The organism is Pseudoalteromonas sp. PS1M3 (assembly GCF_016865405.1).
GTDB lineage: Bacteria > Pseudomonadota > Gammaproteobacteria > Enterobacterales > Alteromonadaceae > Pseudoalteromonas > Pseudoalteromonas marina.
Map to the genome: position 1 here is coordinate 1,578,706 of NZ_AP022624.1, position 26,950 is coordinate 1,605,655.

Below are 26,950 nucleotides of genomic sequence, written 5' to 3' on the forward strand. Positions count from 1 at the left end.
TGCTCCGACCAGTATTTTTTGGCCTTTAATGCTGAATATTTGGCTATTAAAGCACAAAGTGCTGTGGTTAATCCAATTAAACTGTTGGCTTCTCCTGTAACACGTTTTAAAGGTTAATTATGACAGCATTACCCGTAATAGTAGGCATGGGTGGTATTAACGCCGCGGGCCGTACTTCTTTTCATCAAGGTTACCGCCGTATCGTGTTAGACGCATTAACCGCACAAGCTCGTAGTGAAACATTTTTAGGCCTCGCCACATTAATGAACTTAGTACGCGTTGTTGATGGTCAATTACAAGACACAAACGGTAATAATGTTGAGCAAAGCGACATAGAAGCACGCTTTGGTGAGCAAATTATTGCTGGCACACTTATTCGTAAAATTGAAAAAGAGCACTTTGACGCAGATGCCACGCCTTGGCAGCAAAAGATGACGTTAAAGTCCTCTGATGAAAACGCAATTGTGTTTGAAACGCGCTCACGCGATTTACCAACCCCAGTGCCTGCCAGTTGGAAAGTTCAAGAGCTTGAAGGCAAAAAAGTAAAAGTGACTATAGCGGCAGAGCTAGATGTAAAATTAGATTCTACCCGTGATAACCCAATTAAATCGGCAGGTCAGTTTCCTACCGGGTTTGATCCATCAATAATGTATAACAGCCGTTACCAGCCACGTGGTTTGCAAGCCACTATATTTGCAGCAAACGATGCTATTAAGTCAACTGGTCTTGATTGGCAACGCATAATGAATAGCGTAGAGCCAGATAAAATTGGTACTTATTCAGCCTCGGTTATTGGCCAAATGGACGACAAAGGGTTAGGTGGTTTAGTTAAAGCACGTCAGCAGGGCGATCGTGTTAGTACAAAGCAATTAGCACTTGGCTTAAACACGATGTCGACTGATTTTATAAACGCCTACGTTACAGGTAATGTAGGTACTACGTTTTCTACCTCGGGTGCATGTGCCACATTTTTATATAACTTACGCGCTGCAGTAAACGATATTCAAGCAGGGCGCACCCGTGTTGCGGTGGTAGCAAGTGTTGAATGCGCTATTACGCCTGAAGTAGTAGAAGGCTTTGGTAATATGAGCGCCCTTGCTAATGTTGAAGGCCTGCGCCGTTTAGATAATTTAAGCAGTGAACAAGAGCCAAATTATCGTAAAAGCAGCCGCCCATTCGGTGAAAACTGTGGTTTTACATTAGGTGAAGGCGCACAAGTAACTATTTTAATGGATGATGCATTAGCACTAGAGCTTGGTGCAGATATTATGGGCTCAGTACCGGATGTATTTGTAAATGCCGATGGTATAAAAAAATCAATCACCTCACCGGGCCCTGGTAACTACATTACAATGGCCAAATCTGCAGCGCTTGCAACAAGTTTATTAGGTAAAGAGGCGTTACAAAAGCGCAGCTTTATTTTAGCGCACGGTTCTAGCACGCCGCAAAATAGAGTAACAGAGTCACTTATTTATCATAAAGTGGCACAAACGTTTGCCATTGATAGCTGGAAAGTGACGGCGCCAAAAGCTTATGTAGGGCATACAATTGCTCCCGCCAGTGGCGATCAGCTTGCTATTGCGCTGGGTGTATTTAGCCATAATATTATGCCGGGTATTACTACCATAGATAAAGTTGCCGACGATGTTTATGCTGAACACTTAGATATACGTAACAGCCACTACGATTGTGGCGACATGGACATAGCCTTTATAAACTCAAAAGGTTTTGGCGGTAATAACGCCACTGCTGCTGTACTAAGCGCTAAAGTAACACTTCAAATGCTTGCTAAGCGTCATGGTGAAAAAGCGATGAGTGATTACGCTGATAAAAACACATCCGTTGTTGCTGCGCAAAACACCTATAAAGCGCAAGCTGACCTTGGTAAGTACGAATTAGTATATCGTTTTGGTGATGGCGCCATTGACGATAACAATATTGTAATTGGCGAAGACGGAATAGAGCTTCCTGGTTTTGATAAAGCAATTTCGTTTAATACAACCCACTCCTATCAAGATATGTTTTAAGCACACATACTTGAAACCCAAGGCGCTTAATAAAGCGCCTTTTTTATGTTTATTAGCCTATAGTTAAATTTTGGTTAGTTATAAATATAAGCTTGCATCTTTTTATAATGTTTGTTTCTATAATAGATACTTTGCGTTCTAGGATGGATAATCAAATGAAAAAACTCTCTATAGCTCTTTCTATAATACCTGCGTTAACTTGTGTGCCAGTAATGGCAGATTTTGTGCCAGCTGAAGTTGTTAAGGACAACTACAATAAACAAACAAATACATCTTCTCGTGTGTCACGCTTTGAAGGCTTAAATTTAAGTAGTTATGTTGTGAATGAAAGTGGTCAGGTTAGTGATATTGAAATTGTTGCATCTATTGGGCAAGACAAATACAAAAGAGAAGTTGTTGAGTATGTGTCAAAACTAAATTACAAGAGTGCTCAGGTCGATGGTAAAGCTGTGCCTAGTGCCAAGCTTATTACAGTGACTTCTCAAAACTTGCACTTGGGGTACACTAACGACAAAGCAACGCATGGCTTTTTTAATGATTATGAAACGGCAAGTAATTTAATTAATGAAAAAAAATTAGATGAAGCGCAAAGTAAAATAATAGAGCTAGAACGCGACCATGCTAAAAATACCGTTGAAATAGTATTACTTTCATGGCTAAAAAGTCAGCATAGCTACTTTACCCAAGATTGGACTGGCTTTGATAAACACATTAATAATACATTTTTATTTAGAAATAATTTACCAGATCAGATTAAAGTGCGAGTGGTAAAAAATGCTTTGCAATGGTTTATATCTAAACAGGACTACGTGCGCGCTTATGATGCAATTGATGCCCTAGGAAATATTAAAGCCTTTGTTTTTACAGATGAAAACAAGCAGCAGTTGCTAGCTCAAGTTAATGATATTTATAAAAATTCAGGCGATATAAACCAACAAATAGCTATTGAGACAGATCAAGCTGTTATGCCTTTACTGTCTAAAAGTGAGGTTGTGCTTGAGTCAACAATGCCACTTAGCAAGGTTCAACTGCGCTGTGAAAATAAAGTGGTAAATTACAACACAAGCGCTATTGATAAAATTGTCATTTCTAAAGATGATTTACGTTGCGGGTTATTAATTAAAAGTGCGCAAGCACAAACAGTAACGCTAAAACAAAGTGGTAATGCTTTTTTGTAAAGACCAAAAAATATTTTTATTTAAAACCCCATATATAACGATGGGGTTTTTACTTTTAAGCTATATTACTTCAATTTTTTTACATACCTGAGCGTTATAAAGTTAATAATAGCTAGCAAAATGGCTACTTCATATCGGTTATTTGCTACAGCAATACCAATTAATCCCATATTCCATATGCTCGCTGCTGTCGCAGTACCTGATGTTGACTGGTTATTTTTCAAAATTGCGCCACCACCAATAAAACCAATACCTGTTATTATTCCTTGTAACATTTTAGATTGTGCTTCAGATGAGTCTAGTACCGACATGGCTATAAGTGCATACCCACACGATGCAACTGCTACTAACGGAAATGTTCTTAGTCCAGCGCCGTCTTTACTTCGCTCTCTATCGTAGGCCATTGGCAGGGCTAGGGCGTAGGCAATACCTAAATGAATTAAGTTATCTAAGATTTCATTCCACTGTAAATCAAATTCCATAGCGATTCTCTATTAAAAAACTTAACTTACAAAAGCAATTGCTGCGCCAAATATAAAAGCATTTAAAATCAATGTATTGTTTTTTATTTTAGGTTGATTTAGAGCATATTTAGTAAAATGTACACATTGGTTTATCACTTTTACTTAATGTGTTTACAGGTGTATTTAAATTGGTTTTACAACTTTTTACAGTCTTAATTTTATAAACGTATAGTATATATACATGTTTTTAGAGGAGGGGATTATGAAGCTATTACTAACATTATTAATAACTGTGTACTTAAGTGGTTGCACGGTTGCCGGAGTTTTAATAGATGGGCATGCTCAAAATAACGAAAAATTAAATCAAAATATGAATAGTAAAGCTCGTTCAGACCCTTACAAAGATCCATTTAAAGCCATTCCAAAAGATAGAGAAGGGTTTTCTTTTACAAAATTAGGTTTAAAAATTGATTCTGCATTAGTCGACTTTGTCAGTGTGGAAAATAAGCAACAACGCCAAGTGTGTAGGAAGGTGAGTAAAAGTTTAAAAGAGTGTGTAGAACTAAATAAGCTAGAACTACACACTAACGAGGCTACGCAGTTAAAAACTGACTATGAAATAATAAGTGTTGGTCAATAAAACTACTTATAAAGAAGTAACTATGATCGTAACCTTCTTGCATTTCAAGCGTTAACGGGTAACTCTTATCGTGAGCGATAGCCACTAGGTTGTGTGGTTTAAGTTGCTCCTCTAAAAAGCCATCGGCATCACCTTGCGATACTAGCATAGGTAGGTAGTCGTCCTGCTTTGCTAGTTTCATAAGCTCGCAGGTATCGTATTGTGCCCAAAGTGATTTATTGTTACCTAAATAACCAGTAAACGCTTTTGTGCCCCATGGGCAATTTATTGGGTTAACGATTGGGCTAAACGCAGATGCGCTTACATAGGCTTGTGGGTTTTTAAGTGCAACCATTAAAGCACCGTGCCCACCCATAGAATGACCACTAATGGCTTTAGTACTTGTTACCGGAAAATGCTGTTCAATAAGTGCTGGTAGCTCATCAACTACATAGTCGTACATATTAAAATGTGTGTTGAAGGGCGCTTGCGTAGCATTAACATAAAAACCAGCACCTTGAGCGAAGTCATAACTATCTTCATTGGGTACGTTATCGCCACGCGGGCTTGTATCGGGTGCCACTATTGCAATACCCAGCTCGGCAGCTTTTTTAAATGCGCCCGCTTTTTGCATAAAGTTTTCGTCAGTACAGGTTAATCCCGATAGCCAATAAAGCACAGGTACTTTGTTCGTTTCACTTGCACCAGGTGGTAAAAATACCGCAAAACGCATTGTGCAATGGGTACTTGTTGCAGTGTGGGTATATTGTTTGTGCCAACCACCGGCTACTTTTGTACTTGAGATATTCTCTAACATAATATTCCTTAAAAGCCGTAAACGTTCAAGTATTACGGCTTTTTATCAAGTCGTTTACTAAGTGCTTATTAGTAATGAATTACAGTACGAATACTCTTGCCTTCGTGCATTAAATCAAATGCGTCGTTAATTTCTTCAAGGCTCATTGTATGAGTAATAAAGTCGTTTAGTGCAAATTCGCCTGCCATATAGCGCTCGACTATTTCAGGAAGTTGCGAGCGACCTTTAACGCCACCAAATGCGCTACCACGCCATACACGACCGGTAACAAGCTGGAAAGGACGAGTTGAAATTTCTTGGCCAGCACCGGCTACACCAATAATTACCGATTCCCCCCAGCCTTTATGGCAACATTCAAGGGCAGAGCGCATTACATCAACGTTACCAATACATTCAAATGAGTAATCAACGCCGCCGTCAGTCATTTCAACAATTACTTCTTGAATTGGCTTGTCGAAATCTTTAGGGTTTATTAAATCGGTTGCGCCAAGTTTAGTGGCAAGGTCAAATTTACTGGTGTTAATGTCTACACCGATAATACGACTCGCGCCGGCCATTTTTGCACCAATAATGGCCGATAAACCAATGCCACCAAGGCCAAATATAGCGACTGTATCGCCTTCTTTTACTTTAGCAGTGTTAGTTACAGCACCCATACCGGTTGTAACACCACACCCTAATAAACAAATTTCTTCTAAAGAGGCTTCTTTGTTTACTTTGGCGAGTGAAATTTCTGGAAGTACTGTGTACTCAGAAAATGTAGACGTACCCATATAGTGGTAAATTGGTTGGCCGTCTTTAAAAAAGCGCGTTGTGCCGTCTGGCATTAAACCTTTACCCTGTGTTTCGCGTACTGCTGAACACAAGTTAGTTTTGCCTGATGTACACATTTTACACTCGCCACATTCAGCGGTGTAAAGTGGAATTACATGATCCCCCACTTCAACACTTGTTACACCTTCGCCAACGGCATAAACAACGCCTGCGCCTTCGTGGCCTAAAATAGCTGGGAATATACCTTCTGGATCTTCACCTGATAACGTAAATGCATCGGTATGACAAACACCTGTAGCAGTAATTTTGACCATTACTTCGCCTTTTTTAGGCATCATTACATCAACTTCTTCAACGCTTAAAGGTTGGTTAGGGCCCCAAGCAATCGCCGCTTTTGATTTAATAAAATCAGACATGTGTTTATCCTTAGTAGTGTTATTTAATATCAATTGTAGACCCATTTTGTTTGGGTGATGGGGCTATTGTATTTGTTTCTCATATAATGATAATCTCTTATTTATTAAAACACTTTTACAGTATGGTAATAATGGCGCGTTGGGATGGGATTGACGAATTTATAGCAGTCGGTGAGGAAGGAAGCTTTACTGCTGCAGCTAGGATATTGGGCCTTTCGGTTGCGCATATTAGCCGTCATGTAACCGCCCTTGAGCAACGTTTAAATACCCAGCTTTTAACGCGCACCACACGAAAAGTTGTTCTCACCAAAGAAGGTGAGGTTTTTTTACATCAAATAAAGCACTTACAGCATGCAATGGACGATGCTACGCAGGGCCTTGCATCACATCAAACTACGCCTAAAGGAAAAATTAAACTAACAGCCCCGGTAATGTTCGGCGAAACTTTTATTATGCCTATTGTGCACAATTTTATGCACGATCACCCCGATGTTGAAGTTATTGCAAACCTAAGTAACGAACAAGAAGATTTACTTGAAGGCGGGTTTGATTTAGCAATAAGGTTAGGCCATTTAAAAGATTCGAGCTTAAAAGCGCGAAGATTAAGTGAACGGCGCTTTATTATGTGTGCATCGCCTTCTTATTTAAGGCGCTTTGGTGAGCCACATACCTTAGGTGAGCTACATAACCACCAGTGTTTAGTAGGGAATAGTAGTTATTGGCGTGTAAACGAAAATGAGCGTGAAAAACACATTAAAATTGCTGGCAGATTACATTGCAACAGTGGTTGGGCACTTGTTGATGGTGCTAAAAAAGGCTTAGGTATTGTGCAACTTCCTGATTACTACATAGATAATGAGCTTAATAGTGGTGAGTTAGTGCCTATTTTAACGTCTTACCAACCCAAGCAAGAAGGTGTGTGGGGGGTTTATCCACCACGTCAGTTTGTAGCTACCAATGTACGTGTATTACTCGACTATTTAGTTGCTGGCCTTAAAGAATAAATTGCTATAAGTGAATTGCTGAAAAATCAGCCAAGTATCAGATTTATAAATTATTTCTTACATTTATGGTCATATTCAATTCATCTTAGTTCGTGCTACTATAGCCCCACACTTTTAGCATAAATATTTTAAATTATATGTTTCAACCGGTTAGCTTATTTATAGGACTTAGATACAGCCGCTCCTCAAAAGGGAATGCGTTTATATCGTTTATTTCTTTTTTTTCTATTGCCGGCATTGCTATCGGTTTAATGGCTTTATTTACCGTAAGCAGTGTAATGAATGGTTTTGAGCATAGCTTAAAAACTAATATGCTTGGCCTTATTCCGCACATTGAGGTTAAATCTGATCAGCACACCCCAGAGCAAATAACGAGTTTAAAGGCAGATCTCACTAAATCTTCATATGTGAAACATGTTAATTTGTATCGCCAAGGCGAAGCTATTTTGCAAACCAATAAAGATCTTCACGGTGTATTACTGCAAGGTTTATATGACAATAACGGTGCGTTATACAAAGTTACTGAGAAAATAGTACAAGGCAATTGGCAAACAGTACTTAATAGTAATTATAACATTGCTATAAGCCGCTATTTGAGTCGGAAGTTAGGTGTTGGTTTAGGTGATAAACTTCGTGTGATCATGCCAAATGCATCTACTTATACTCCTTTGGGGCGTGTGCCTAGCCAGCGTTTATTTAAAGTTGCAGCAATATACGAAACGGGCTCTGAAATAGACATGGCACTCGCTTTCACAAGTGGGCCATCGCTTCAGCGTGTTTTAAAGTTAAATAAAAATGTTGCCCCAAATTTAAGTGTGTCACTTTTTGAACCCTTTGAATTGGACGAATTTACGGACGCAAGCCAACTTATATTAAAAGGTTACAACTATTCAGATTGGCGAAGCAGCCAGGGCACTTTATTTGCCGCAGTAGCAATGGAAAAGCGGATCATGTCCATGTTACTTGCACTTATTGTGCTGGTGGCTGTGTTTAATATTGTATCTGCCTTAACAATGATGGTGAGTGAAAAACAAGGGGAAGTTGCGATACTTCAAACACTTGGGCTTACACCATCGCAGGTGCAAAAAGTATTTATGGTTCAAGGTCTTTACAATGGCGTTATTGGAACATTAATTGGCGCTTTTTTTGGGGTGCTACTGAGTTTATACATAAATGAGCTTCTTGAATTAGTTGGCCTGAGTCTACTTGCTGGCATTGAACTACCTGTGAAATTTGATGTGCTTAGTTTAGTAATAATTGCGTTTGCCAGTATTGCTATGAGCTTTTTAGCTACCTTATATCCTGCGCGCAAAGCCGCAAAAGTAAAACCAGCAGAGGTGTTGCGTTATGAATAATTTAGTAATTAGTTGTGAAAATTTAAGCAAAGTATACCAAGATGGCAACAACCAAGTTGAAGTGCTAAAGGGCGTAGATTTAGCGCTACAGCAAGGTCAAATGCTTGCTATTGTAGGTAGTTCTGGTTCTGGTAAAAGTACGCTTTTGCATATACTCGGTACGCTTGATACTGCCACTGCAGGTGTTGCTAAAATTAAAAACCAAGAAGTTGCTAAGTTATCTCGTACTGAACAAGCAGCTTTTAGAAACCAAAATTTAGGTTTCATTTATCAGTTTCACCATTTATTGATGGAGTTTAGTGCTGTAGAAAATGTAGCAATGCCTTTGCTAATAAAAGGCTTAACGGCAAAAGAAGCAAAAGTACAGGCGCTCGACATGCTTGAAAAAGTGGGCCTTGCACATCGAAGTGATCATAAACCTTCTGCACTTTCAGGAGGAGAACGTCAACGAGTTGCTATTGCCCGTGCTTTGGTTACTAAACCTGCGTTGGTTCTTGCTGATGAGCCAACAGGTAATTTAGACAAGCAAAATGCGATTAAAATTTATGATTTAATAAATGAGCTAAACCAGAGTTTAAACACGAGCTTTGTAGTGGTAACTCATGATTTAGAGCTTGCAGATAAACTAGGTAAAATAGCTTACTTAGATGACGGTAAACTATCGGTAAAAGAGTCACAATATGTTGCTTAGTGCATTTTTAAGTAAACGTTTTAGAGCATACTCAGGTCATAAAGACGAAAAAAACGGGTTTGTTAGTTTTATAGCTAAAGCGTCTACTATAGGTATTTTATTGGGGGTCGCTGTTTTAATTGTTGCCCTTTCAGTAATTAACGGCTTTGAACAACAATTAGTCCATCGTTTACTAAGCGTAGTACCTCAGGTTGAATATGTTGCACCAAGCAGACCTATTGCTAATTGGCAGCTAAAAGTAGCTAATATAGAAAGTCAGCCGCATGTAACGGGAGCAGCCCCATTTATCGCGGTTAATGGTATGGCGCAGTATAAAAGCCAATTAAAAGCGGTCGAAATACGCGGTGTTAGCCCTTCTTATGAGGGCAATGTTTCTGCAGTTAACCAGTTTGGAACAGGTAAATTAGTGAGCCAATTATCCTCTGAAGAGGTTATTTTAGGCCAACAAATAGTAAAGCAACTTGACGCAAAAGTGGGCGACACTATTACTTTGCTAATTCCTCAGGTTGGGCAAGCAGGTGGTCAGTTATTAGCACCTAAACGCGTTACCCTGAGCCTTGCAGGTGTTATTGAAATGGGCGGCCCAATTGACAGCACGGCTGCTTTTATACATTTAAGCAAAGCGCAGCAAACACTTGGCTACGACGAAACCCAAGTTACAGGTTTAAGGTTAAGTGTTGATGATGTGTTTTCAGCGCATCAAATAGCGCTTAATGTAGGGCAAACAATTAGCGATTATGTCTATATTTCTAGTTGGTTTAGAACACAAGGTAGCTTATATCAAGATATACAAATGGTTCGTACCATTGTTTATATTGTTGTGTTTTTAATTATTGCTGTTGCGAGTTTTAATATTGTGTCTTCTCTTGTCATGGAAGTGCGTGAAAAAGAAGGCAATATCGCAATTTTAAAAACAATGGGCGCTAAAGACAGCACTATTTTAGCAACCTTTGTAATGCAGGGATTAACGCAAGCGTTTGTGGGGGTCTTACTTGGCTCGTTCATTGGTGTTGTATTAGCATTAAACATAAGTGAATTATTTGCTTGGCTGAGCCAGCTAATGGGTGCTAATCCGCTTGAAGGGGTTTATTTTATAGAGTTTTTACCTAGTAAGCTTGTACTCGAAGACATCGGCATTACAGTCATTGCAACATTCGTACTCGCTATTTTTGCGACTATTTATCCCGCATGGCAGGCCACGCGAGTCGATCCGGCAAAGGTGTTGGGTAATTAACCTTACTAAAACAATAGGGGCAGGTTTGTAAAGCTGCTAAACTACGCGCTCACTTAATAGTGGGCGCTATTGCTCAGCTATACAACACCTTACTCAGGAAATTACTTTGACAAATAACGATATTTTACGCCGTCTTCGCTATACCTTTAATTTAACCGATACTGCCGTGGTTGACATTTTTGCTGCGGCAGAGGCTACAGTAACAACAGAGCAAGTCATTGCGTGGTTAACAAAAGAGGGCGAGCAAGAGTTTGTTAAAATTTCAGACACTGAGTTTGCAACCTTCCTAAACGGGTTTATTAATACCAAACGAGGTAAACGCGAGGGTGCGCAGCCAATACCAGAGAGTAAGCTTAATAATAATATTATCTTTATGAAGTTACGCATTGCTTTAAACATGAAGGCAGAAGATGTAATAGCCACGCTTGCATTGGTTGATTTTGATTTAAGCAAACACGAATTAAGTGCGTTTTCTCGTAAAGTAGACAACAAGCATTACCGAGTGTGTAACGATCAAATACTGCGTTTATTCTTAACAGCCGTTCAGCAGCAATACCGCCCTGAGTAATTACTAATAAATATTTTGTCCAAAAACGTTGTAATAACCAACGTTTTTTAGACAGTCATCTTTAAGTGTTTACTAATATTGTAATTAATCAAACATAGCGATAATATTTAAAGGCTAACTTTACTAGACCAATTTAAATGGCTTAAAAAGCAACCATCACATAAATACAAAAAAATAGCGGCTTTTAAGCACATTATTTCAAGCCAACGAAAGTATAAAAGGAATTTAAAATGCAATTAATACCCTCAACATTTTATTTTTCACCCGACAAAGAAAAAGATTTTCAGTATCAACTCAACAAAAGCACCGTTCATTTTGCCAACATTGCGTTGTATTTGGCTGCTTTTTTTTTATCACTTTTAGTTGTTCTTTCGTGGTTGAATGATGAGCAATCTTTATACTCTGTCATTAATGTTTTAAGACTATCGATGGTTTGTTTGTCGTTTGTATTGGTTTATGTAAACAATAAATTAAAGGCAAAATACTTACATTATCGTTGTTTTGCTTATGGCGTTTTATTTTGTATTTTATTTGGGTATTTATTTTGGTCCTTTGTCGGATTATATGGTTATTTAAACGAGGGAGGGCCAATGCTTGTAGTGGCTTCCTTTTCTGCAATACCCATGCTTCATTTAGGCCATAAACTTATTTTATGGACAATTACGGGGTTAAGCCTTCTAAGTGTTCATTTGTTTTCATCCACGCCAATAATATGGAGCCTTTACTTTTACATTAGCATTGTGATTGTGATGGCGTGTATTCAATATCAACTGGATATACTTTTACGTAAACAATATGAAGCTGAACTTGTTGAAACACAAAAAGCAAACATTGATCAACTAACGGGGTTATATAATAGACACAGTTTTGACTCAGAATGTAAACGCTTAATGAATCAAATAAAGCCATCTCAGTCGCTAGCGCTTGCTATGGTTGATATCGATGACTTTAAAAAATACAACGATAATTACGGGCATTTAGATGGCGATAACATACTCATTGATGTTGCGAGCCGATTAAAAGAACTCCAGGCAGATATCGTTGTTAGATTTGGTGGTGAAGAATTTATCTTAGTTAAAATTTTAGATCAAAATAATTTAGACTGGCTTGATGATTTACCCAATCTTTTTGCTACAAATACGATAAGTCACGAATACTCAACATTTAAACGTGTAACTGTTTCTGCTGGCGTTGTCGTAGCTGATTTTTCCGCCCTTTGTCCAGACATTAAAGCATTGCTATCTGTAGCCGATAAAGCGATGTACAAAGCAAAAAATACAGGTAAAAATAAAGTAATTAAAGATTACATATAAAAATGGCCCAACATTTATATTGTGTCATGCTGGGCAAGTTTACATTATGAAAATAATTTACTAGATAATACTTCTTGCATTTGTTCTCGCATTTTGAACTTTTGTAGTTTGCCTGTCACTGTCATAGGGTAACTTTCTACAAAGCGAATATACCTAGGCATTTTAAAGTAGGCGAGTTTGTCATGTAAAAATGCACGAATCGCTTGCTCATCGAGTCTTGTATCTTCCTTTGGTTGGATCCACGCACACACTTCTTCACCGTATTTTTCATCGCTGATACCAAATACAGCGGCGTCTTGTATGCCTGGATAGGTATAAAGCACCTCTTCAATTTCTCGAGGGTAAACGTTTTCACCACCACGGATAATCATGTCTTTAATTCGTCCAACAATACTCACAAACCCTTCGCTATCCATAACACCTAAATCGCCTGAATGAAGCCAGCCGTCACTATCTATTGTGGCTTTTGTTCTTTCTTCGTCATTCCAATAGCAGCGCATTATTCCTACGCCTTTTGAGCATACTTCACCGGGTAAACCTATTTTTTGAATGTTACCCAGTTCATCAATAATTTTTACCTCAGTATGTGCAAGGGCGCGGCCAACGGTTGTTACTTGGCGCTCTATTGATGAATCAGTTTCGGTTATATTATTGATTGGGCTGCATTCAGTTTGCCCATAGGCAATTAAAACTTGGTGCATATTCATTTGTGTTTGAACTTTGCGCATGACTTGTTCTGGGCAAGTAGAGCCTGCCATAACGCCGGTTCTGAGTGTACTCAAGTCATATTCACTAAAGGTACTGAGCTCAAGTTGACTAATAAACATAGTGGGAACACCGTGCAATGCTGTACAGCCTTCTTGTTCAATTACATCAAGCGTTGTTTTGGCGTCAAACGAATCACTCGGATAAATGGCTGCGGCGCCTTTTGTAACGCATAAAAGACTACCTAAAACCATACCAAAGCAGTGATATAAAGGGACTGGAATACAAAGCTTGTCGTGCTCAGTAAAATGCATAGAATCGCCAACAAAAAGCGCATTATTTAATATGTTTTTGTGAGTGAGTGTAGCGCCTTTTGGGTTACCTGTTGTGCCTGAAGTAAATTGTATATTTATATCCTGTTCGGCATTTAAATTTGCAGCAATAGCATTAAGTTCAAGCTCATGAGCTGGCGTTGCCATACGCATAATATCGGAAAACGAAAACATGCCAGCGCTTACTTCATTACCAATACGAATTACATTCTTAAGATTGGGCAGAGCTTTAGCTGAAAGCTTGCCACTGTCACAATGTTTAAGTTCTGGCGCTAGACTATTTAGCATTTCTATATAGTTGCTGGCTTTAAATTGTGAAGCGGTAATGAGTGTTGAACATTCAACGCTATTTAATGCATATTGAAGTTCATTTGGCCGATAGGCTGGGTTAATGCAAACCATAATGGCACCAATTTTTGCGGTAGCGAATTGAGTTAAGCACCACTGTATATTATTAGGTGACCATATTCCGACCCGATCGCCTGGCTTAACACCGATTGCTAATAGCCCCATAGCGAGTTGATTAACCTCTTTTTGAAATTCTTTGTAGGTTAAACGAATGTTTTGATGATTGACCACTACCGCAAGCGAGTTAGGGTTTTTGTCGACAATGAAGTCGAAGTAGGCACCAATGGTTTTATTGGTTAAAGCTGTATTTTGTGAGCCTTTAAAATAGCTTTTGGACAACGGTAGTGAATTTATTACTTCTACTTCTTTAACTGTTTTATGTTGTGTGTGCATGTTTTTCTCCGTGTCGATGTGTGTGTATTACATAAACTAGGAACTAAACAAACACACATTGTCGACAAAAAGAAGGGTGGTTAGACTAATGTATTATAAGTAAAGATATAGCCAGTAAAATAGTAGCAATAAAAAACGCGCCATATTGGCGCGTTCATAATTTAAAAAACTTTAAACGTTTTAAATTACATTTCGTCACTACGATACGTTTTTTTCATTATGTATACGTAGGCGTTCACAAATGCATTTTCTTGGTACTTTTTAAGGCCTGTTTCCTCAAATGCTATTGGGATAGGGTTACGCTTAACTTGCTCTTTAATCTCTGTAGTTGAGAATACGCGAACATCAAGGTTTTCAATGAGCTGAATAGCGGTTTCCATTTTAAAACCTTTCGCACTGCCGGCAAATTTACCTTTTGGTTGGCGTTCGCGAATGGCAACAGAGTCAATTTGGTAATCTTGCATTAGCTTTGCAAAATCAAATTGAAATTTGCGCATTATTTCAGTGTCGTTACCATTACCTAAGGTAAAACGTGTTTGACGCACATCGCGAATATCAAAAACGTCGTTATCTTTACTTAAAATACAAAGTAGTACGTCACTACCGGTAATTTCTACACCACATGTTCTCATTGCTGTTCTCTAATAAAACTTAATTATTGCGTATTATACGCAACATCGAATAAATTGCGAGAATAAGCAATAAGGTGAATTCTTACTATGCATTTCTCAAAATTGTCATCGTTTTTATTTATATTTACAAACTTACGCAAAATAACATTGATTACAGCGCCTTTAAACTTGTAATTGTTTCTCGCTCACGCGACAATATATTTTTGTAGTTGAGCAGACTCAGCATCTACATCAGCCTGTTAGGCGAAAAATAGTCAATGCTTATTCGTAAGAGCGTTGTCGAGTCATTCTCATTTAATTTTATTTAAAATACACGTGATACATTGTAGGTGTCACCACTGTATGTAAGGATTTATAATGCCAGTTATTACCCTTCCTGACGGCAGTCAGCGTAGTTTTGAAAACCCTGTAAGTACCCTTGATGTTGCAAACGATATTGGTCCAGGCCTAGCTAAAGCAACCATTGCTGGTCGTGTTAATGGCGACCGTGTTGATGCGTGTGAGCTAATTAATGATGATGCACGCCTTGAGATCATCACAGCAAAAGATGAAGACGGACTTGAGATTATTCGTCACTCGTGTGCTCACTTAATAGGTCATGCGGTTAAGCAACTTTTCCCCGAAGCAAAAATGGCCATTGGCCCTACTATTGATAACGGCTTTTACTACGATATCGATTTAGATCATTCTTTGTCACAAGATGACTTAGATGCCATTGAAAAGCGTATGCTGCAACTTGCAAAAACAAACTATGACGTAGTGAAAAAAACAGTAAGCTGGCAAGAGGCTCGCGATACGTTTGAAGCGCGTGGCGAAACATACAAAATTGAAATTTTGGACGAGAACATTGCAAAAGATGATCGCCCAGGATTATACCACCACGAAGAATACGTAGACATGTGTCGTGGTCCTCATGTACCTAACATGAAATTCTGCCAAAACTTCAAAATAATGAAAGTAGCAGGTGCGTACTGGCGTGGTGATTCAGAAAACAAAATGCTACAGCGTATTTACGGCACAGCGTGGGGTGATAAAAAGCAACTTAAAGCGTACCTTAAACGCTTAGAAGAAGCTGAAAAGCGTGATCATCGCCGTATTGGTAAGGCTCTAGACTTATGGCACTGGCAAGAAGAAGCGCCAGGTATGGTATTTTGGCATAACGATGGTTGGAGCATTTATCGCGAGCTTGAAGAATTTGTCCGTGAAAAACTGCGTGAGTACAGCTACGAAGAAGTTAAAGGTCCAATGATGATGGACCGTTCTTTGTGGGAAAAATCTGGTCATTGGGAAAAATACTCAGACGCCATGTTTACCACAGAGTCTGAAAAACGTGAATACGCTATAAAACCAATGAACTGCCCGGGTCACGTGCAAATTTTTAACCAAGGTTTAAAATCGTACCGTGATTTACCACTGCGTATGGCCGAGTTTGGTTGTTGTCACCGTAACGAACCATCAGGCGCTTTACACGGCTTAATGCGTGTACGTGGCTTTACACAAGATGATGCTCACGTGTTCTGTACAGAAGAGCAAGTAATGGACGAGGTTTCAGCGTGTATTAAGATGGTTTATGATACCTATGAGACATTCGGTTTTGACAAAATTGTAGTTAAGCTTTCTACGCGTCCTGAAAAACGTATCGGTGACGATGAAATTTGGGACAAAGCAGAGGTTGCATTAGCTGATGCACTTAAGGCAAACGACATTGAATTTGATTACCTACCAGGTGAAGGTGCCTTTTACGGACCTAAAATTGAATTTACTTTGTACGATTGTTTAGACAGAGCGTGGCAATGTGGTACAGTGCAACTAGATTTTGCACTTCCGGGTCGTTTAGGCGCTACTTATGTAGCTGAAAACAACGAACGACGCACTCCAGTTATGATACACCGTGCTATTTTAGGCTCAATTGAGCGCTTTATCGGTATTTTAACTGAAGAATACGCTGGTTTATTCCCAACGTGGCTTGCTCCAAAGCAAGTGGTAATTATGAATATTACCGATAAACAAGCAGATTACGTGCACGAAATTGTACAAAAATTAAATAAACTTGGAATTAGAGCCGCTGCTGACTTGAGAAATGAGAAGATTGGCTTTAAAATCCGTGAGCATACATTAAAGCGTATACCTTACTTACTGGTTGTTGGCGACAAAGAAGTTGAACAACAAGAAGTAGCGGTTCGTACGCGAACAGGTGAAGACCTGGGTAAATTTAATGTCGATGACTTTGTTGCTAAAATAAGCGAAGAGATTAAAAATCGACAGTAAAAATCGAGCGTGTAGGGCTGTAACTAAAAGTCATCTACACGCTTATATTATTGATATTCTTGGAGGAACGTACCATTAGAGGCGGCAAGAAAGGGCAACAAACAGCTCAAAAAAATCGTATTAACGAAGAAATTACAGCTCAAGAAGTTCGTTTAATCGACATCGACGGCGAACAAGCTGGCATTCAGTCATTAAAAGACGCACAAGCTATGGCTGATGCAGCGGGTGTTGATCTTGTAGAGATTAGCCCAAACGCTGAGCCGCCTGTTTGTAAGGTTATGGACTACGGTAAGTTCATCTTTGAAAAAAGCAAAGAACTGAAAGAGCAGAAGAAGAAGCAAAAGCAAATCCAGATTAAAGAAATCAAATTCCGTCCTGGTACGGATGAAGGTGATTATCAGGTTAAGCTTCGCAACTTACGTAAGTTCTTAGAAGCTGGCGATAAAGCTAAAATTACCATCCGCTTCCGTGGCCGTGAAATGGCTCACCAAGAAATTGGCATTGAACTATTAAACCGCGTTAAAGGCGATTTAGAAGATTTAGCAGTCGTTGAGTCTTTCCCAAATCGCGTTGAAGGCCGTCAAATGGTTATGATGATGGCACCTATTGCTAAAAAGTAATTTTTAAGTAATAATGCGCACCGAATTTAGCTCAGGTCTGCAAGCAATATGCAAATATTCACCTGAGTTAACCGGTTTTAAAGTAAAGTTGCAGCAATTTTGCTGGGCTTTCACCGGAACATGGCAGTAAGTTAGGCCTAAAAGTGGAGCTATAGAAATATACCTCACGCCTGCTTACTAATTTAAAGGCAATACAATTGGAGTTATTGCAATGGCTTATAAGCTAAAAAGTCACAGTGGCGCTGCTAAGCGTTTCAAAAAGACTGCTTCTGGCGGTTTCAAGCGTAAACAAGCGCATCTTCGTCATATTCTGACTAAGAAAACTTCTAAGCGTAAGTTACACCTACGTCCTAAGATGATGGTTCATAAAAATGACCATGGTCTAGTTTCACGTATGTTACCGTTCGCTTAATAGGGGTTTTTAGAAATGGCAAGAGTTAAACGCGGCGTTGTCGCACGTGCACGTCACAAAAAAGTTTTAAAACAAGCAAAAGGTTACTACGGAGCACGTTCACGTGTTTACCGCGTAGCTTTCCAGGCTGTTACTAAAGCGGGTCAATACGCTTACCGTGACCGTCGTGCGAAGAAACGTACTTTCCGTCAATTATGGATTGCACGTATCAATGCTGCTTCACGTCAAAATGGTCTGTCTTACAGCCGTTTTATCAATGGTCTTAAAAAGACTTCTGTAGAAATCGATCGTAAGATCCTTGCAGATATCGCTGTTTACGACCAAGTTGCATTCGCAGCGCTTGTAGAAAAAGCTAAAGAAGGCCTAGCCGCTTAAGCTTTTTTATAAGAACTGAAAAGGAGCCCATTGGCTCCTTTTTTTGTGCCTAAAATTTGCTATGAAAACCCCACCACATAAAATCTATTCTAAGTTCCCGAGTAAGATAAGCTGTTATTAATTTAAAGACCCAGCTGTATTGAATTGGATGCTAATTGTGCTGAAATACTAATAAAGCATTTTTGATCCATTATTAACTTACCTTAGGCTGTGTTTTTTGTTGAACTACCGCAGTTTTTTCGTAACGATCAGTTAAGTTGTTATAATTTGGCCATTAAAGCGTTTTTTTGAGAATAATATGTTAGCCAGCTTACTCTTTTTATCTGCAAGTATGACTTACGACAGCCATTTACCACCTTTGCTACCTTGGCAAGGACAAAGCTTATCGCTGATACAACAGGCAGGTCCTCTGACATCGGATTTTGAACTTTCAGATGGTTATATATCTCCTGACTACAAAAACACAATGGCTTTTGTAGAGCGTTTAGTTGCTGCAAACCCAACTCAATTCAAATCGCAAATAATTGGTTATAGTAATAGTAAGCGCGCTATTAAAATGGTTGTAGCGAGTGAGCAAGGTTTTTTTGATGCAGATCAGCTTGCTAATAGCACCAAGCCTACAGTGCTTGTTCAAGCGGGAATTCATGCTGGCGAGATTGACGGTAAAGACGCCATGTTTATGTTGTTACGCGATATAGCGACAGGCAAACGCAGGGATATTTTAAAGAAAGTAAATATTTTGTTTATCCCAATTTTAAACGTTGACGGACATGAAAGAAGCGGCCACTTCAACCGTATTAATCAACGCGGCCCAAGTAAAATGGGTTTTAGAACTAATGCAAATAATTTAAATTTAAACCGTGACTTTACAAAACTTGATACACCCGAAGTTAAAAGTGTTTTGAAGGTTATTAATGACTATAACCCAAATCTGTATGTTGATGTGCACGTTACTGACGGTGCAGATTATCAATACGATGTCACCTATGGGTATAACCCGGTTTTTGCGAGCGAATCACCTGCTATATCAGCTGCGCTAGACCAATACTTCAAACCTGTAATAGATGAAAAGTTAGCATCGCAAGGCCATATACCTGGACCACTTGTATTTGTTATGAACAAGCGAAACTTTAAAGAAGGGCTTGCAGGTTGGGTTGCTACACCACGGTTTTCAAATGGTTGGGGCGACTTAAAGTCTTTACCTACAATTTTAGTCGAAAACCATTCCCTGAAACCCTATAAGCAACGTGTATTAGGAACTTATGTATTTATTGATGGTGCAATTGATGCCTTATCAAATCACAGCCATGAACTAGCTAATGCAGTAAAAAAAGAACAGGCATTTGTGCCAAAAGAGCTTATTGTTCAACGAGGGTATAGTAAAACTCCTGTTGAAATTGAATTCAAAGGTATTCGTTATACCTCAAAAATGAGTACGTTATCAGGTCAAACAGAAGTTCAATATATTGGCGAGAAAGAATCATATACAAACCTCCCTGTATATTGGCAAAAAGACGTACAAAAGCGTGTTGAAGTGCCTAAGGCATTTTTTATACCACCTGTTTACACGGATTTAATTGAGAAGTTATCGCTTCATGGTGTGTCTGTGAACAAATTAGTTGGTGAAAATACACAACCATTAAAACAGGCCAAAATAGATGATTACTCTTTTGCTAAGTCACCGTTTGAAGGACGATTTAGAGTAACGGCTACTTTTGATTATAAGCCTGCTATTAATGTAAATTTAGACGGTTGGTTTGAAGTGACAACTCAACAAAAGGCAGGGGAATTAGCTGTTCATTTACTGCACCCGGAGGCACCGGATTCATTTTTTGCATGGGGTGAGTTTAATACTGTTTTTCAACGAACAGAATACATGGAAAACTACGCGCTAATCCCGTTTGCCCGTCAAATGCTAAAAGATAATCCAAAATTTGCATTAGCATTTGATAAAAAGCTAAAAAATGATAAGTCATTCGCTAATGATGCTAATGCTCGCTTAAACTGGTTGTATGAGCATAGCCCGTTTTATGACCAAGCTTATTTAAAGTATCCAATACTTATGTCGTTTGAAGAAGAAATAGCAATACCAGAACAAAAAGATAAAGAAATATAGCGATGAAAATTATAACAATACCAGTGACACCTTTTGCACAAAATTGCAGAATAATAGCTTGCGAAAGTACTCAAGAAGCAATCGTTGTTGACCCCGGTGGTGACAGCGATAAGATAATAGCAGCCTTAACGAGTAATAGTTTAACCCTAAAAGCTGTTTGGTTAACTCATGGGCACTTAGACCATGTTGGTGCAGCTGATGTGCTTCGTAGGCAGTTTGATATTAAAATTATTGGCCCGCACAAGGATGAACGTTTTTGGTTTGATAATTTACCAATGCAAGCTCAAATGTTCGGTTTTCCACCCATTGATCCTTTTTACCCAGATGAGTGGCTATCGCATGGTGACACTTTGAGCCTAGGTAAATTAAAATTCGATGTAATGCATTGCCCAGGTCATACGCCAGGACATATTGTATTTTATGAACAAGATAATAAATGCGCAATTGTTGGTGACGTTATATTTAAAGGCTCTGTGGGTCGAACCGACTTTCCACAAGGCAATAGTCAACAACTTATAGAATCTATTAAGGCTAATATATTAACCTTGCCGGCGCAGACCGCGATTTTGTCGGGGCATGGCAGTGAAACAACAGTAGAGCATGAAATTAAAACGAACCCTTTTGTGAGTGGGCAGTACGGATAGTGAATTAAATGTATTAATTATGAATAATTTATACATAGAAAAACTAAAAATAAGCAGATTGTTTTTAAAAATGGTTGTATAATTTAACCAGTTTATTTGATAAATAAGAAATAAAATGTCTCTAAATCACGTAGATCGCCAAATTTTGGCACTTTTGCAACAAGACGCAAGTCTATCAACTGCTGAAATAGCAGATAAAGTCGGCTTATCTCAATCACCTTGTTGGCGTCGAATTGCTAAACTTGAGCAAGACGGCTATATAAAAAGCAAAGTGGCATTGTTAGATGAAAAGAAACTAGGCTTTGATATGCTGGTATACGCACATGTGCGTTTATCTAACCATGGTAAAAAAAATCTGGCTGAGTTTGAAAAACTGATCATGAGTTATGATGAAGTAACTGAGTGTTATACAATGGCTGGTACCATGGATTTTATGTTACGCATAATTTCACAAGGTATAGAGGGTTACGAACATTTTGTCAGAGATAATTTATTAAGTTTGGAATATGTACAGGAAGTGCATTCAAATGTAACAATGACATGTGTAAAACGAAGCACTTCTCTTCCTTTGTAAACGGATAACTTTTTAGAGCTATTTAGTTTAAAAGACAATGTAATTGTTAAATGAGCGCTAATTTGCTAGAATTTAGCGCTTTTTTTATACCCAAAATACACCTGAGGATCTCAATGTTTAACTTACTCAGTAGGGCGCCAAGCTCTGCTAAAAACGATATTCTATCTGGTTTAACTGTGGCGTTAGCCTTAGTGCCAGAAGCTGTTGCGTTTGCCTTTGTAGCAAATGTAGAACCTTTAGTTGGTCTATATGCCGCGTTTATCGTAGGTTTAATTACGGCTATATTTGGCGGCCGCCCTGGTATGATTTCAGGTGCTACCGGTGCATTAGCGGTTGTTATGGTAAGTTTAGTACTTGATCATGGTGTTGAGTATCTCTTTGCAACCGTGCTTTTGATGGGTATTTTGCAAATACTCGCGGGAATATTCAAGCTCGGTAAGTTTATTCGTATGGTACCGCATCCTGTAATGCTAGGGTTTGTAAACGGCTTAGCTATTGTTATATTTTTAGCCCAGTTAGGTCAGTTTAAAGTACCTGACGGTATGGGCGGTCAGCAATGGATGACGGGTGAACCATTGTTTATTATGCTAGGGCTGGTTGCGCTAACTATGGGAATTATTCATTTCCTTCCTAAGTTAACAACGGCTATTCCTTCGTCTTTGGTTGCGATTGTAACTGTGACTGGCTTAGTTATTGGTTTAGACCTTGAAGCACATACCGTATTAGATTTTTTAAAAGGGATGACAGGTGATGAAGCGGCAACAATCGCAGGTGGGTTGCCAGAGTTTCATATTCCTATGGTGCCATTTAATTTAGATACACTGCAAATTATCTTCCCTTACGCACTGATACTTGCTGCTATCGGCCTAATAGAATCATTATTAACGCTTAGCTTAATTGATGAAATTACTGAAACGCGTGGTCACAGTAACAAAGAGTGTATTGGCCAAGGCGCTGCAAATATAACGTGTGGTTTTTTTGGTGCAATGGGTGGTTGTGCAATGATTGGCCAATCAATGATTAATATTAATTCTGGCGGTCGTTCACGTTTATCAGGTATCAGTGCAGCATTAATGTTGCTCGCATTTATCATTTTTGCCTCAAGTTTAATTGAAATGATCCCACTTGCCGCACTTGTTGGGGTTATGTTTATGGTTGTGCTTGGTACATTTGAATGGGCAAGTTTTAAAATGATGAAGCGCGTTCCATTGTCAGATGCCTTTGTAATCGTGTTGGTTTCAGGTGTAACGGTGATTACCGATTTAGCGATTGCAGTGTGTGTAGGTGTCATCGTGTCTGCACTTGTTTTTGCATGGCAACATGCTAAGCATATTTACACAACAAACTACATTGATGAAGAAGGCTCAAAAGTATATGAGTTACATGGGCCATTATTTTTTGGTTCAGTTAAAAACTTTTCTGAATTATTTGATGTTAAAAATGACCCAGAGAACGTTATTGTAGAGTTTAAACATAGCCGTGTATCAGATCACAGTGCAATAGAGGCTATTGACGCATTAGCTGATAAATATACTAAAGCAGGTAAACAGCTTCATTTGCGTCATTTAAGTAAAGACTGTACTCAGTTACTGCACAAAGCGCGTGATTTAGTTGAAGTAAATGTAATAGAAGATCCTACTTATAAAGTTGCGTCAGATAAGCTAGCTTAAATACTAACTATCAACGTATGAACGAAAGCGAAAGGGTAACACCTTTCGCTTTTTTATTGCGTGTGAGTAGAGTTTGCGTTGATTGTATTAAAAACTAAGATAGGCGGTAGTGCTAAACAGCCTCGTAAATCTATATAATAGGCGATGATATGAATTAGTTTATTTATAAAATTAATTAGTTATTAATAAATACAAGCTAAGAATAGATTTTAAAGTAGTTACTATTTTGGAGACAGTGTAAATTTTGAATTGGCAATCTTTAATTGATAACCGTCAGCGCTTTTTTTGGCTTTTGCAGATTGCAGGCTGGATAGGGTATGCGCTTGTCAATTACATTGGTTCTAAAGTATTTGAAATGCGTGATATTTACGTATTCGTTATATTATTAAATGCTTATGCTGGCTGTCTTATGACAGTACCTCTTCGCTATATTTACCGTACAGTTTGGAATGCCTCACCTATAGTGCTGATGTTAGTGGTGTTTGGTGCATCTTATGTAACGGGTACATTATGGGCTGTTGTACAAAAATTTAATCTATGGGAAATATACCGCCATGGTTATAGGCCAGAAGAGTGGTTTTATTACCTACAACAAGGATTGGATTCTGTTTACATTATTTTGTGTTGGAGTGGTTTATACTTTGGCGTTAAATATTATCAGCTATTGCAAAGTGAACGTCAAAAAGCATTAAAAGCCACTACAATGGCCCACGAAGCCCAATTAAAAATGCGATTGCCCACTTATCTGAAGGTGGAGTAATTGATATCAAAGCCCAAGTGTTTGCTAACGAATTACTCCTTGAAGTGGGAGATAACGGGCCTGGCACAGAATTAGAAAATGGCAAGCTTGTTAACGCACAAGGTGTTGGCATTGCAAATACCAAAGATAGATTAAAAACGCTCTACGAAAATAATTATTCGTTTGTATTATCACATAATACGCCAAGTGGATTAAAAGTTAATCTGCGAGTGCCGTTTGAGAAGGCTGTGAAGAAATGATGAAAATCAGAACGCTTATTGTTGATGATGAACCATTAGCGCGCAAAGGTTTAGATGTAAGACTTTCAGAATTTGATGATATTGAAGTTATTAAATTATGCAGTTCAGGTGCAGATGCAATACAGACGTGTAAAAACGAAAAAATAGATTTAGTATTTTTAGATATTCAAATGCCAGGCATGAATGGTTTTGAAGTTGCTCGCGCGTTAAGTGAAAGCACTAAAGTACTACCTGCAATCGTGTTTGTTACCGCATTTGATCAATTTGCAGTAAAAGCATTTGAAATTCATGCATTGGATTACATTTTAAAACCCGTTGATGATAACAGACTAAAACAGGCGGTAGAAAAAGTGCATACCTATTTAAAAACGCAACAAGACAACGCCCATAAGAAAAAACTTGCGAGTTTTGTAGCTGGCATTACCGGAAATAACTGTGAAGAAATTCTCAAAAAGCTGGCAACCGGTGATACTTTAGCTGATAAACGTTACCCAGAGTCGTTGGCAGTAAAAGAGCAGGGCGAAATTATTCGTGTTCCAGCAGCAACCATTCAATGGGTTGATGCAGCAGGTGATTATATGTGTTTACATTGCCAAGATGGACAAACACATATATTACGTAAAACAATGAAAGAACTTGAGCAAGAGCTCGACCCTCATTTATTTGTTAGGGTTCATCGCAGCGCAATTGTAAATACAAAACAAATCAGTAAATTAGTAACACAGGTTAGTGGCGAGTATTTACTTGTTTTAGAAAATGGACAAGAGTTAAAAGTAAGCCGAAGTTACCGAGATAAAGTAAAAGCAGCATTAGCGAGCTAAAATTATAGTTAGAAATAAAAAATGCGAGCTAAGCTCGCATTTTTTTTAAAGCGTTAATTACTCAACAGTAACAATTTTCATTGTATTTGTTGCGCCAACCGTTTCCATTGAATCACCATGCGTTAAAATCACAGTATCACCTGACGCTAATGATCCTTGGGCAACAAGCGTATCTAAAGCTGCTTTAACCATTGCATCTTTTTCTGTTTGTGTTGAATCAAAAAACACAGGGTAAACACCACGATAAAGTGCGGTTTGACCAAGCGTACTAGCATGACGAGATAGTGAGTAGATTGGTAAACCCGAACTAATACGTGACATTAGTTTTGCTGTGCTACCTGATTCAGTAAGCGTTACAATAGCTTTAACAGAGTCTAAATGGTTTGCTGCATACATAGCAGATAATGCAATTGATTCTGCATTATTAGAAAAACGGCTATCTAAACGGTGCTTAGATACGTGTGTTTCTTTTTGTGACTCAGCACCTAAACAAACTCGCGCCATAGTCGCTACAGTTTCTTCAGGGTAATCACCCGCTGCGGTTTCTGCAGAAAGCATTACAGCGTCGGTACCATCAAGCACTGCGTTTGCAACATCCATTACTTCAGCACGTGTTGGCATTGGGTTATCGATCATCGATTCCATCATTTGCGTTGCTGTAACAACAGTACGGTTCAATGAACGAGCACGACGAATAATAAGCTTTTGCTTGCCCATTAACGCAGCATCGCCAATTTCTACACCTAAGTCACCACGCGCAACCATAACAGCATCTGAAGCAAGTACAATGTCGTCAATCGCTTCTTGCGTTTCTACAGCTTCAGCACGTTCAATTTTTGCAAGAAGTTGCGCTTTAGAGCCCGCTGCTTCTGCTAAAGAACGAACGTAGCGCATATCATCACCACTACGTGGGAAAGATACCGCAATATAATCTACATCGATTTCTGCTGCTGTGATTAAATCTTCTTTGTCTTTATCAGTAAACGCAGGGGCAGTTAATCCACCGCCCAAACGGTTAATCCCTTTATTATTTGATAAAACACCTCCCACTGTAACGGTACAGTGAACTAGATGATCAACTACTTTATCAACTGTAAGTTGAATTAAACCATCATTTAAAAGAAGTAAATCGTTAGGAGATACGTCTTGTGGAAGCTCTTTATAATCGATACCTACAGCGTTTACATCGCCTTGCCCTTTTTCCATTTTTGCATCAAGAATAAACTTAGCGCCCACTTCTAGGGTTACTTTGCCTTCTTTAAACGTTGATACACGGATTTTAGGACCCTGAAGGTCGGCAAGGATAGCAATATGTTTGTTCAATCGTTTTGCAATATCACGAACTGCTTGTGCACGGTCTTTATGATCTTGAGCCACACCGTGTGAGAAGTTTAAACGTACTACGTTTGCGCCTGCGCGAATAATTTTTTCTAAGTTGTTATCTCTATCGGTAGCGGGCCCAAGGGTAGCGACTATTTTTGTGCGTCTTAGCATCAATTTCTCCTGTGTGCTTGGCGAAAGCAGGTTGACGGTTATTTTGTTTACGATAGATATAGCTTTATAAAGCTATATCTTTAGTTG

The 26,950-nt window shown here is 38.8% G+C and carries 24 protein-coding genes and 1 pseudogene; 19 read left to right on the forward strand and 6 right to left on the reverse strand.

The window, feature by feature from the left end; all coding sequences use genetic code 11:
• The first annotated feature begins 119 nt into the window (after positions 1-119).
• Together PS1M3_RS07225 and PS1M3_RS07230 are read left to right on the forward strand one after the other, a co-directional pair.
• Positions 120-2,027, forward strand: coding sequence for a beta-ketoacyl synthase (locus PS1M3_RS07225; protein WP_203987019.1), 1,908 nt, complete (start codon positions 120-122; stop codon positions 2,025-2,027).
• Positions 2,028-2,182: 155 nt separating this feature from the next.
• Positions 2,183-3,205, forward strand: a complete 1,023-nt coding sequence (locus PS1M3_RS07230; RefSeq protein ID WP_203987021.1) for an energy transducer TonB — start codon at positions 2,183-2,185, stop codon at positions 3,203-3,205.
• Between the two features lie 65 nt (positions 3,206-3,270).
• On the opposite strand, the gene PS1M3_RS07235 is transcribed toward PS1M3_RS07230, so the two are convergent.
• Positions 3,271-3,687: an MgtC/SapB family protein gene (locus PS1M3_RS07235; RefSeq protein WP_006794759.1), complete on the reverse strand. Its 417-nt coding sequence runs from the start codon at positions 3,685-3,687 to the stop codon at positions 3,271-3,273.
• 244 nt (positions 3,688-3,931) lie between these two features.
• On the opposite strand from PS1M3_RS07235, the gene PS1M3_RS07240 reads away from it, so the two are divergent.
• Positions 3,932-4,309 (forward strand): hypothetical protein, encoded by a 378-nt coding sequence (locus PS1M3_RS07240; RefSeq protein ID WP_203987023.1) that lies wholly within the window; start codon positions 3,932-3,934, stop codon positions 4,307-4,309.
• On the opposite strand, the gene fghA is transcribed toward PS1M3_RS07240, so the two are convergent.
• Positions 4,263-5,105, reverse strand: a complete 843-nt coding sequence (gene fghA / locus PS1M3_RS07245) for an S-formylglutathione hydrolase (RefSeq protein ID WP_203987025.1) — start codon at positions 5,103-5,105, stop codon at positions 4,263-4,265. The two genes, PS1M3_RS07240 and fghA, sit on opposite strands and share 47 nt — an antisense overlap.
• 68 nt (positions 5,106-5,173) lie before the next feature.
• A complete protein-coding gene (locus PS1M3_RS07250; protein WP_006794756.1) occupies positions 5,174-6,295 on the reverse strand; it encodes an S-(hydroxymethyl)glutathione dehydrogenase/class III alcohol dehydrogenase in 1,122 nt (373 codons plus the stop codon).
• A gap of 131 nt (positions 6,296-6,426) precedes the next feature.
• Between PS1M3_RS07250 and PS1M3_RS07255 the strand changes: the two genes are divergently transcribed.
• The 6 genes from PS1M3_RS07255 to PS1M3_RS07280 all read left to right on the forward strand — a co-directional run bounded on the left by PS1M3_RS07255 (position 6,427) and on the right by PS1M3_RS07280 (position 12,460).
• Positions 6,427-7,299, forward strand: a complete 873-nt coding sequence (locus PS1M3_RS07255; protein ID WP_008132437.1) for a LysR family transcriptional regulator — start codon at positions 6,427-6,429, stop codon at positions 7,297-7,299.
• Positions 7,300-7,436: 137 nt separating this feature from the next.
• A complete protein-coding gene (locus tag PS1M3_RS07260; protein ID WP_203987027.1) occupies positions 7,437-8,654 on the forward strand; it encodes a lipoprotein-releasing ABC transporter permease subunit in 1,218 nt (405 codons plus the stop codon).
• Positions 8,647-9,345, forward strand: a complete 699-nt coding sequence (gene lolD / locus PS1M3_RS07265; RefSeq protein WP_203987029.1) for a lipoprotein-releasing ABC transporter ATP-binding protein LolD — start codon at positions 8,647-8,649, stop codon at positions 9,343-9,345. Before PS1M3_RS07260 ends, lolD begins: the two co-directional genes overlap by 8 nt.
• A complete protein-coding gene (locus PS1M3_RS07270; RefSeq protein ID WP_203987032.1) occupies positions 9,335-10,579 on the forward strand; it encodes a lipoprotein-releasing ABC transporter permease subunit in 1,245 nt (414 codons plus the stop codon). Before lolD ends, PS1M3_RS07270 begins: the two co-directional genes overlap by 11 nt.
• Before the next feature lie 106 nt (positions 10,580-10,685).
• The gene (locus tag PS1M3_RS07275; RefSeq protein WP_203987036.1) at positions 10,686-11,147 is read left to right on the forward strand and encodes a DUF1456 family protein; all 462 of its coding nucleotides are present in this window, start codon (positions 10,686-10,688) and stop codon (positions 11,145-11,147) included.
• Between the two features lie 230 nt (positions 11,148-11,377).
• The gene (locus PS1M3_RS07280) at positions 11,378-12,460 is read left to right on the forward strand and encodes a GGDEF domain-containing protein (protein ID WP_203987039.1); all 1,083 of its coding nucleotides are present in this window, start codon (positions 11,378-11,380) and stop codon (positions 12,458-12,460) included.
• Positions 12,461-12,504: 44 nt separating this feature from the next.
• On the opposite strand, the gene PS1M3_RS07285 is transcribed toward PS1M3_RS07280, so the two are convergent.
• Both PS1M3_RS07285 and PS1M3_RS07290 read right to left on the reverse strand, forming a co-directional pair.
• The gene (locus PS1M3_RS07285) at positions 12,505-14,238 is read right to left on the reverse strand and encodes an AMP-binding protein (protein ID WP_203987042.1); all 1,734 of its coding nucleotides are present in this window, start codon (positions 14,236-14,238) and stop codon (positions 12,505-12,507) included.
• 185 nt (positions 14,239-14,423) lie between these two features.
• Positions 14,424-14,870, reverse strand: a complete 447-nt coding sequence (locus tag PS1M3_RS07290; protein WP_006794749.1) for a DUF3010 family protein — start codon at positions 14,868-14,870, stop codon at positions 14,424-14,426.
• 357 nt (positions 14,871-15,227) lie between these two features.
• On the opposite strand from PS1M3_RS07290, the gene thrS reads away from it, so the two are divergent.
• The 10 genes and pseudogenes from thrS to PS1M3_RS07340 all read left to right on the forward strand — a co-directional run bounded on the left by thrS (position 15,228) and on the right by PS1M3_RS07340 (position 25,369).
• Positions 15,228-17,138, forward strand: coding sequence for a threonine--tRNA ligase (gene thrS, locus PS1M3_RS07295; protein WP_203987046.1), 1,911 nt, complete (start codon positions 15,228-15,230; stop codon positions 17,136-17,138).
• 59 nt (positions 17,139-17,197) lie between these two features.
• Positions 17,198-17,758: a translation initiation factor IF-3 gene (gene infC, locus PS1M3_RS07300; protein ID WP_006794470.1), complete on the forward strand. Its 561-nt coding sequence runs from the start codon at positions 17,198-17,200 to the stop codon at positions 17,756-17,758.
• Positions 17,759-17,969: 211 nt separating this feature from the next.
• Positions 17,970-18,170 carry a 50S ribosomal protein L35 gene (gene rpmI, locus PS1M3_RS07305; protein WP_002960713.1) on the forward strand — a complete coding sequence of 67 codons (201 nt, stop codon included), beginning with the start codon at positions 17,970-17,972 and terminating at the stop codon, positions 18,168-18,170.
• A 15-nt stretch (positions 18,171-18,185) separates the two neighbouring features.
• Positions 18,186-18,545: a 50S ribosomal protein L20 gene (rplT, locus tag PS1M3_RS07310; RefSeq protein WP_002960711.1), complete on the forward strand. Its 360-nt coding sequence runs from the start codon at positions 18,186-18,188 to the stop codon at positions 18,543-18,545.
• Between the two features lie 298 nt (positions 18,546-18,843).
• On the forward strand, positions 18,844-20,661 hold the full coding sequence (locus PS1M3_RS07315; RefSeq protein WP_203987049.1) for a M14 family metallopeptidase: 1,818 nt from the start codon (positions 18,844-18,846) through the stop codon (positions 20,659-20,661).
• Between the two features lie 2 nt (positions 20,662-20,663).
• A complete protein-coding gene (locus PS1M3_RS07320) occupies positions 20,664-21,305 on the forward strand; it encodes an MBL fold metallo-hydrolase (protein WP_203987052.1) in 642 nt (213 codons plus the stop codon).
• A gap of 115 nt (positions 21,306-21,420) precedes the next feature.
• Positions 21,421-21,879, forward strand: coding sequence for an Lrp/AsnC family transcriptional regulator (locus PS1M3_RS07325; RefSeq protein WP_002960703.1), 459 nt, complete (start codon positions 21,421-21,423; stop codon positions 21,877-21,879).
• Positions 21,880-21,992: 113 nt separating this feature from the next.
• The gene (locus PS1M3_RS07330; protein WP_006794467.1) at positions 21,993-23,549 is read left to right on the forward strand and encodes a SulP family inorganic anion transporter; all 1,557 of its coding nucleotides are present in this window, start codon (positions 21,993-21,995) and stop codon (positions 23,547-23,549) included.
• A gap of 244 nt (positions 23,550-23,793) precedes the next feature.
• Positions 23,794-24,548 (forward strand): annotated as a pseudogene (locus tag PS1M3_RS07335) (hypothetical protein).
• Positions 24,545-25,369, forward strand: coding sequence for a LytTR family DNA-binding domain-containing protein (locus PS1M3_RS07340; protein ID WP_006794465.1), 825 nt, complete (start codon positions 24,545-24,547; stop codon positions 25,367-25,369). Before PS1M3_RS07335 ends, PS1M3_RS07340 begins: the two are co-directional and overlap by 4 nt.
• A gap of 57 nt (positions 25,370-25,426) precedes the next feature.
• Here PS1M3_RS07340 and pyk read toward each other — a convergent pair whose 3' ends face one another.
• Positions 25,427-26,863, reverse strand: a complete 1,437-nt coding sequence (pyk, locus tag PS1M3_RS07345) for a pyruvate kinase (RefSeq protein ID WP_006794464.1) — start codon at positions 26,861-26,863, stop codon at positions 25,427-25,429.
• Positions 26,864-26,950: the final 87 nt, after the last annotated feature.

What these genes read in the sequence shown, in the direction of transcription:
- pyk (WP_006794464.1), bottom strand. Translation starts at nt 26,863, where the DNA reads ATGCTAAGACGCACAAAAATAGTCGCTACCCTTGGGCCCGCTACCGAT.
- PS1M3_RS07255 (WP_008132437.1), top strand. Translation starts at nt 6,427, where the DNA reads ATGGCGCGTTGGGATGGGATTGACGAATTTATAGCAGTCGGTGAGGAA.
- PS1M3_RS07280 (WP_203987039.1), top strand. Translation starts at nt 11,378, where the DNA reads ATGCAATTAATACCCTCAACATTTTATTTTTCACCCGACAAAGAAAAA.
- PS1M3_RS07320 (WP_203987052.1), top strand. Translation starts at nt 20,664, where the DNA reads ATGAAAATTATAACAATACCAGTGACACCTTTTGCACAAAATTGCAGA.
- PS1M3_RS07270 (WP_203987032.1), top strand. Translation starts at nt 9,335, where the DNA reads ATGTTGCTTAGTGCATTTTTAAGTAAACGTTTTAGAGCATACTCAGGT.
- lolD (WP_203987029.1), top strand. Translation starts at nt 8,647, where the DNA reads ATGAATAATTTAGTAATTAGTTGTGAAAATTTAAGCAAAGTATACCAA.
- thrS (WP_203987046.1), top strand. Translation starts at nt 15,228, where the DNA reads ATGCCAGTTATTACCCTTCCTGACGGCAGTCAGCGTAGTTTTGAAAAC.
- PS1M3_RS07235 (WP_006794759.1), bottom strand. Translation starts at nt 3,687, where the DNA reads ATGGAATTTGATTTACAGTGGAATGAAATCTTAGATAACTTAATTCAT.
- PS1M3_RS07285 (WP_203987042.1), bottom strand. Translation starts at nt 14,238, where the DNA reads ATGCACACACAACATAAAACAGTTAAAGAAGTAGAAGTAATAAATTCA.
- PS1M3_RS07250 (WP_006794756.1), bottom strand. Translation starts at nt 6,295, where the DNA reads ATGTCTGATTTTATTAAATCAAAAGCGGCGATTGCTTGGGGCCCTAAC.
- PS1M3_RS07340 (WP_006794465.1), top strand. Translation starts at nt 24,545, where the DNA reads ATGATGAAAATCAGAACGCTTATTGTTGATGATGAACCATTAGCGCGC.
- rplT (WP_002960711.1), top strand. Translation starts at nt 18,186, where the DNA reads ATGGCAAGAGTTAAACGCGGCGTTGTCGCACGTGCACGTCACAAAAAA.
- PS1M3_RS07260 (WP_203987027.1), top strand. Translation starts at nt 7,437, where the DNA reads ATGTTTCAACCGGTTAGCTTATTTATAGGACTTAGATACAGCCGCTCC.
- PS1M3_RS07315 (WP_203987049.1), top strand. Translation starts at nt 18,844, where the DNA reads ATGTTAGCCAGCTTACTCTTTTTATCTGCAAGTATGACTTACGACAGC.
- rpmI (WP_002960713.1), top strand. Translation starts at nt 17,970, where the DNA reads ATGGCTTATAAGCTAAAAAGTCACAGTGGCGCTGCTAAGCGTTTCAAA.
- PS1M3_RS07325 (WP_002960703.1), top strand. Translation starts at nt 21,421, where the DNA reads ATGTCTCTAAATCACGTAGATCGCCAAATTTTGGCACTTTTGCAACAA.
- fghA (WP_203987025.1), bottom strand. Translation starts at nt 5,105, where the DNA reads ATGTTAGAGAATATCTCAAGTACAAAAGTAGCCGGTGGTTGGCACAAA.
- PS1M3_RS07240 (WP_203987023.1), top strand. Translation starts at nt 3,932, where the DNA reads ATGAAGCTATTACTAACATTATTAATAACTGTGTACTTAAGTGGTTGC.
- PS1M3_RS07225 (WP_203987019.1), top strand. Translation starts at nt 120, where the DNA reads ATGACAGCATTACCCGTAATAGTAGGCATGGGTGGTATTAACGCCGCG.
- PS1M3_RS07290 (WP_006794749.1), bottom strand. Translation starts at nt 14,870, where the DNA reads ATGAGAACATGTGGTGTAGAAATTACCGGTAGTGACGTACTACTTTGT.
- PS1M3_RS07330 (WP_006794467.1), top strand. Translation starts at nt 21,993, where the DNA reads ATGTTTAACTTACTCAGTAGGGCGCCAAGCTCTGCTAAAAACGATATT.
- PS1M3_RS07230 (WP_203987021.1), top strand. Translation starts at nt 2,183, where the DNA reads ATGAAAAAACTCTCTATAGCTCTTTCTATAATACCTGCGTTAACTTGT.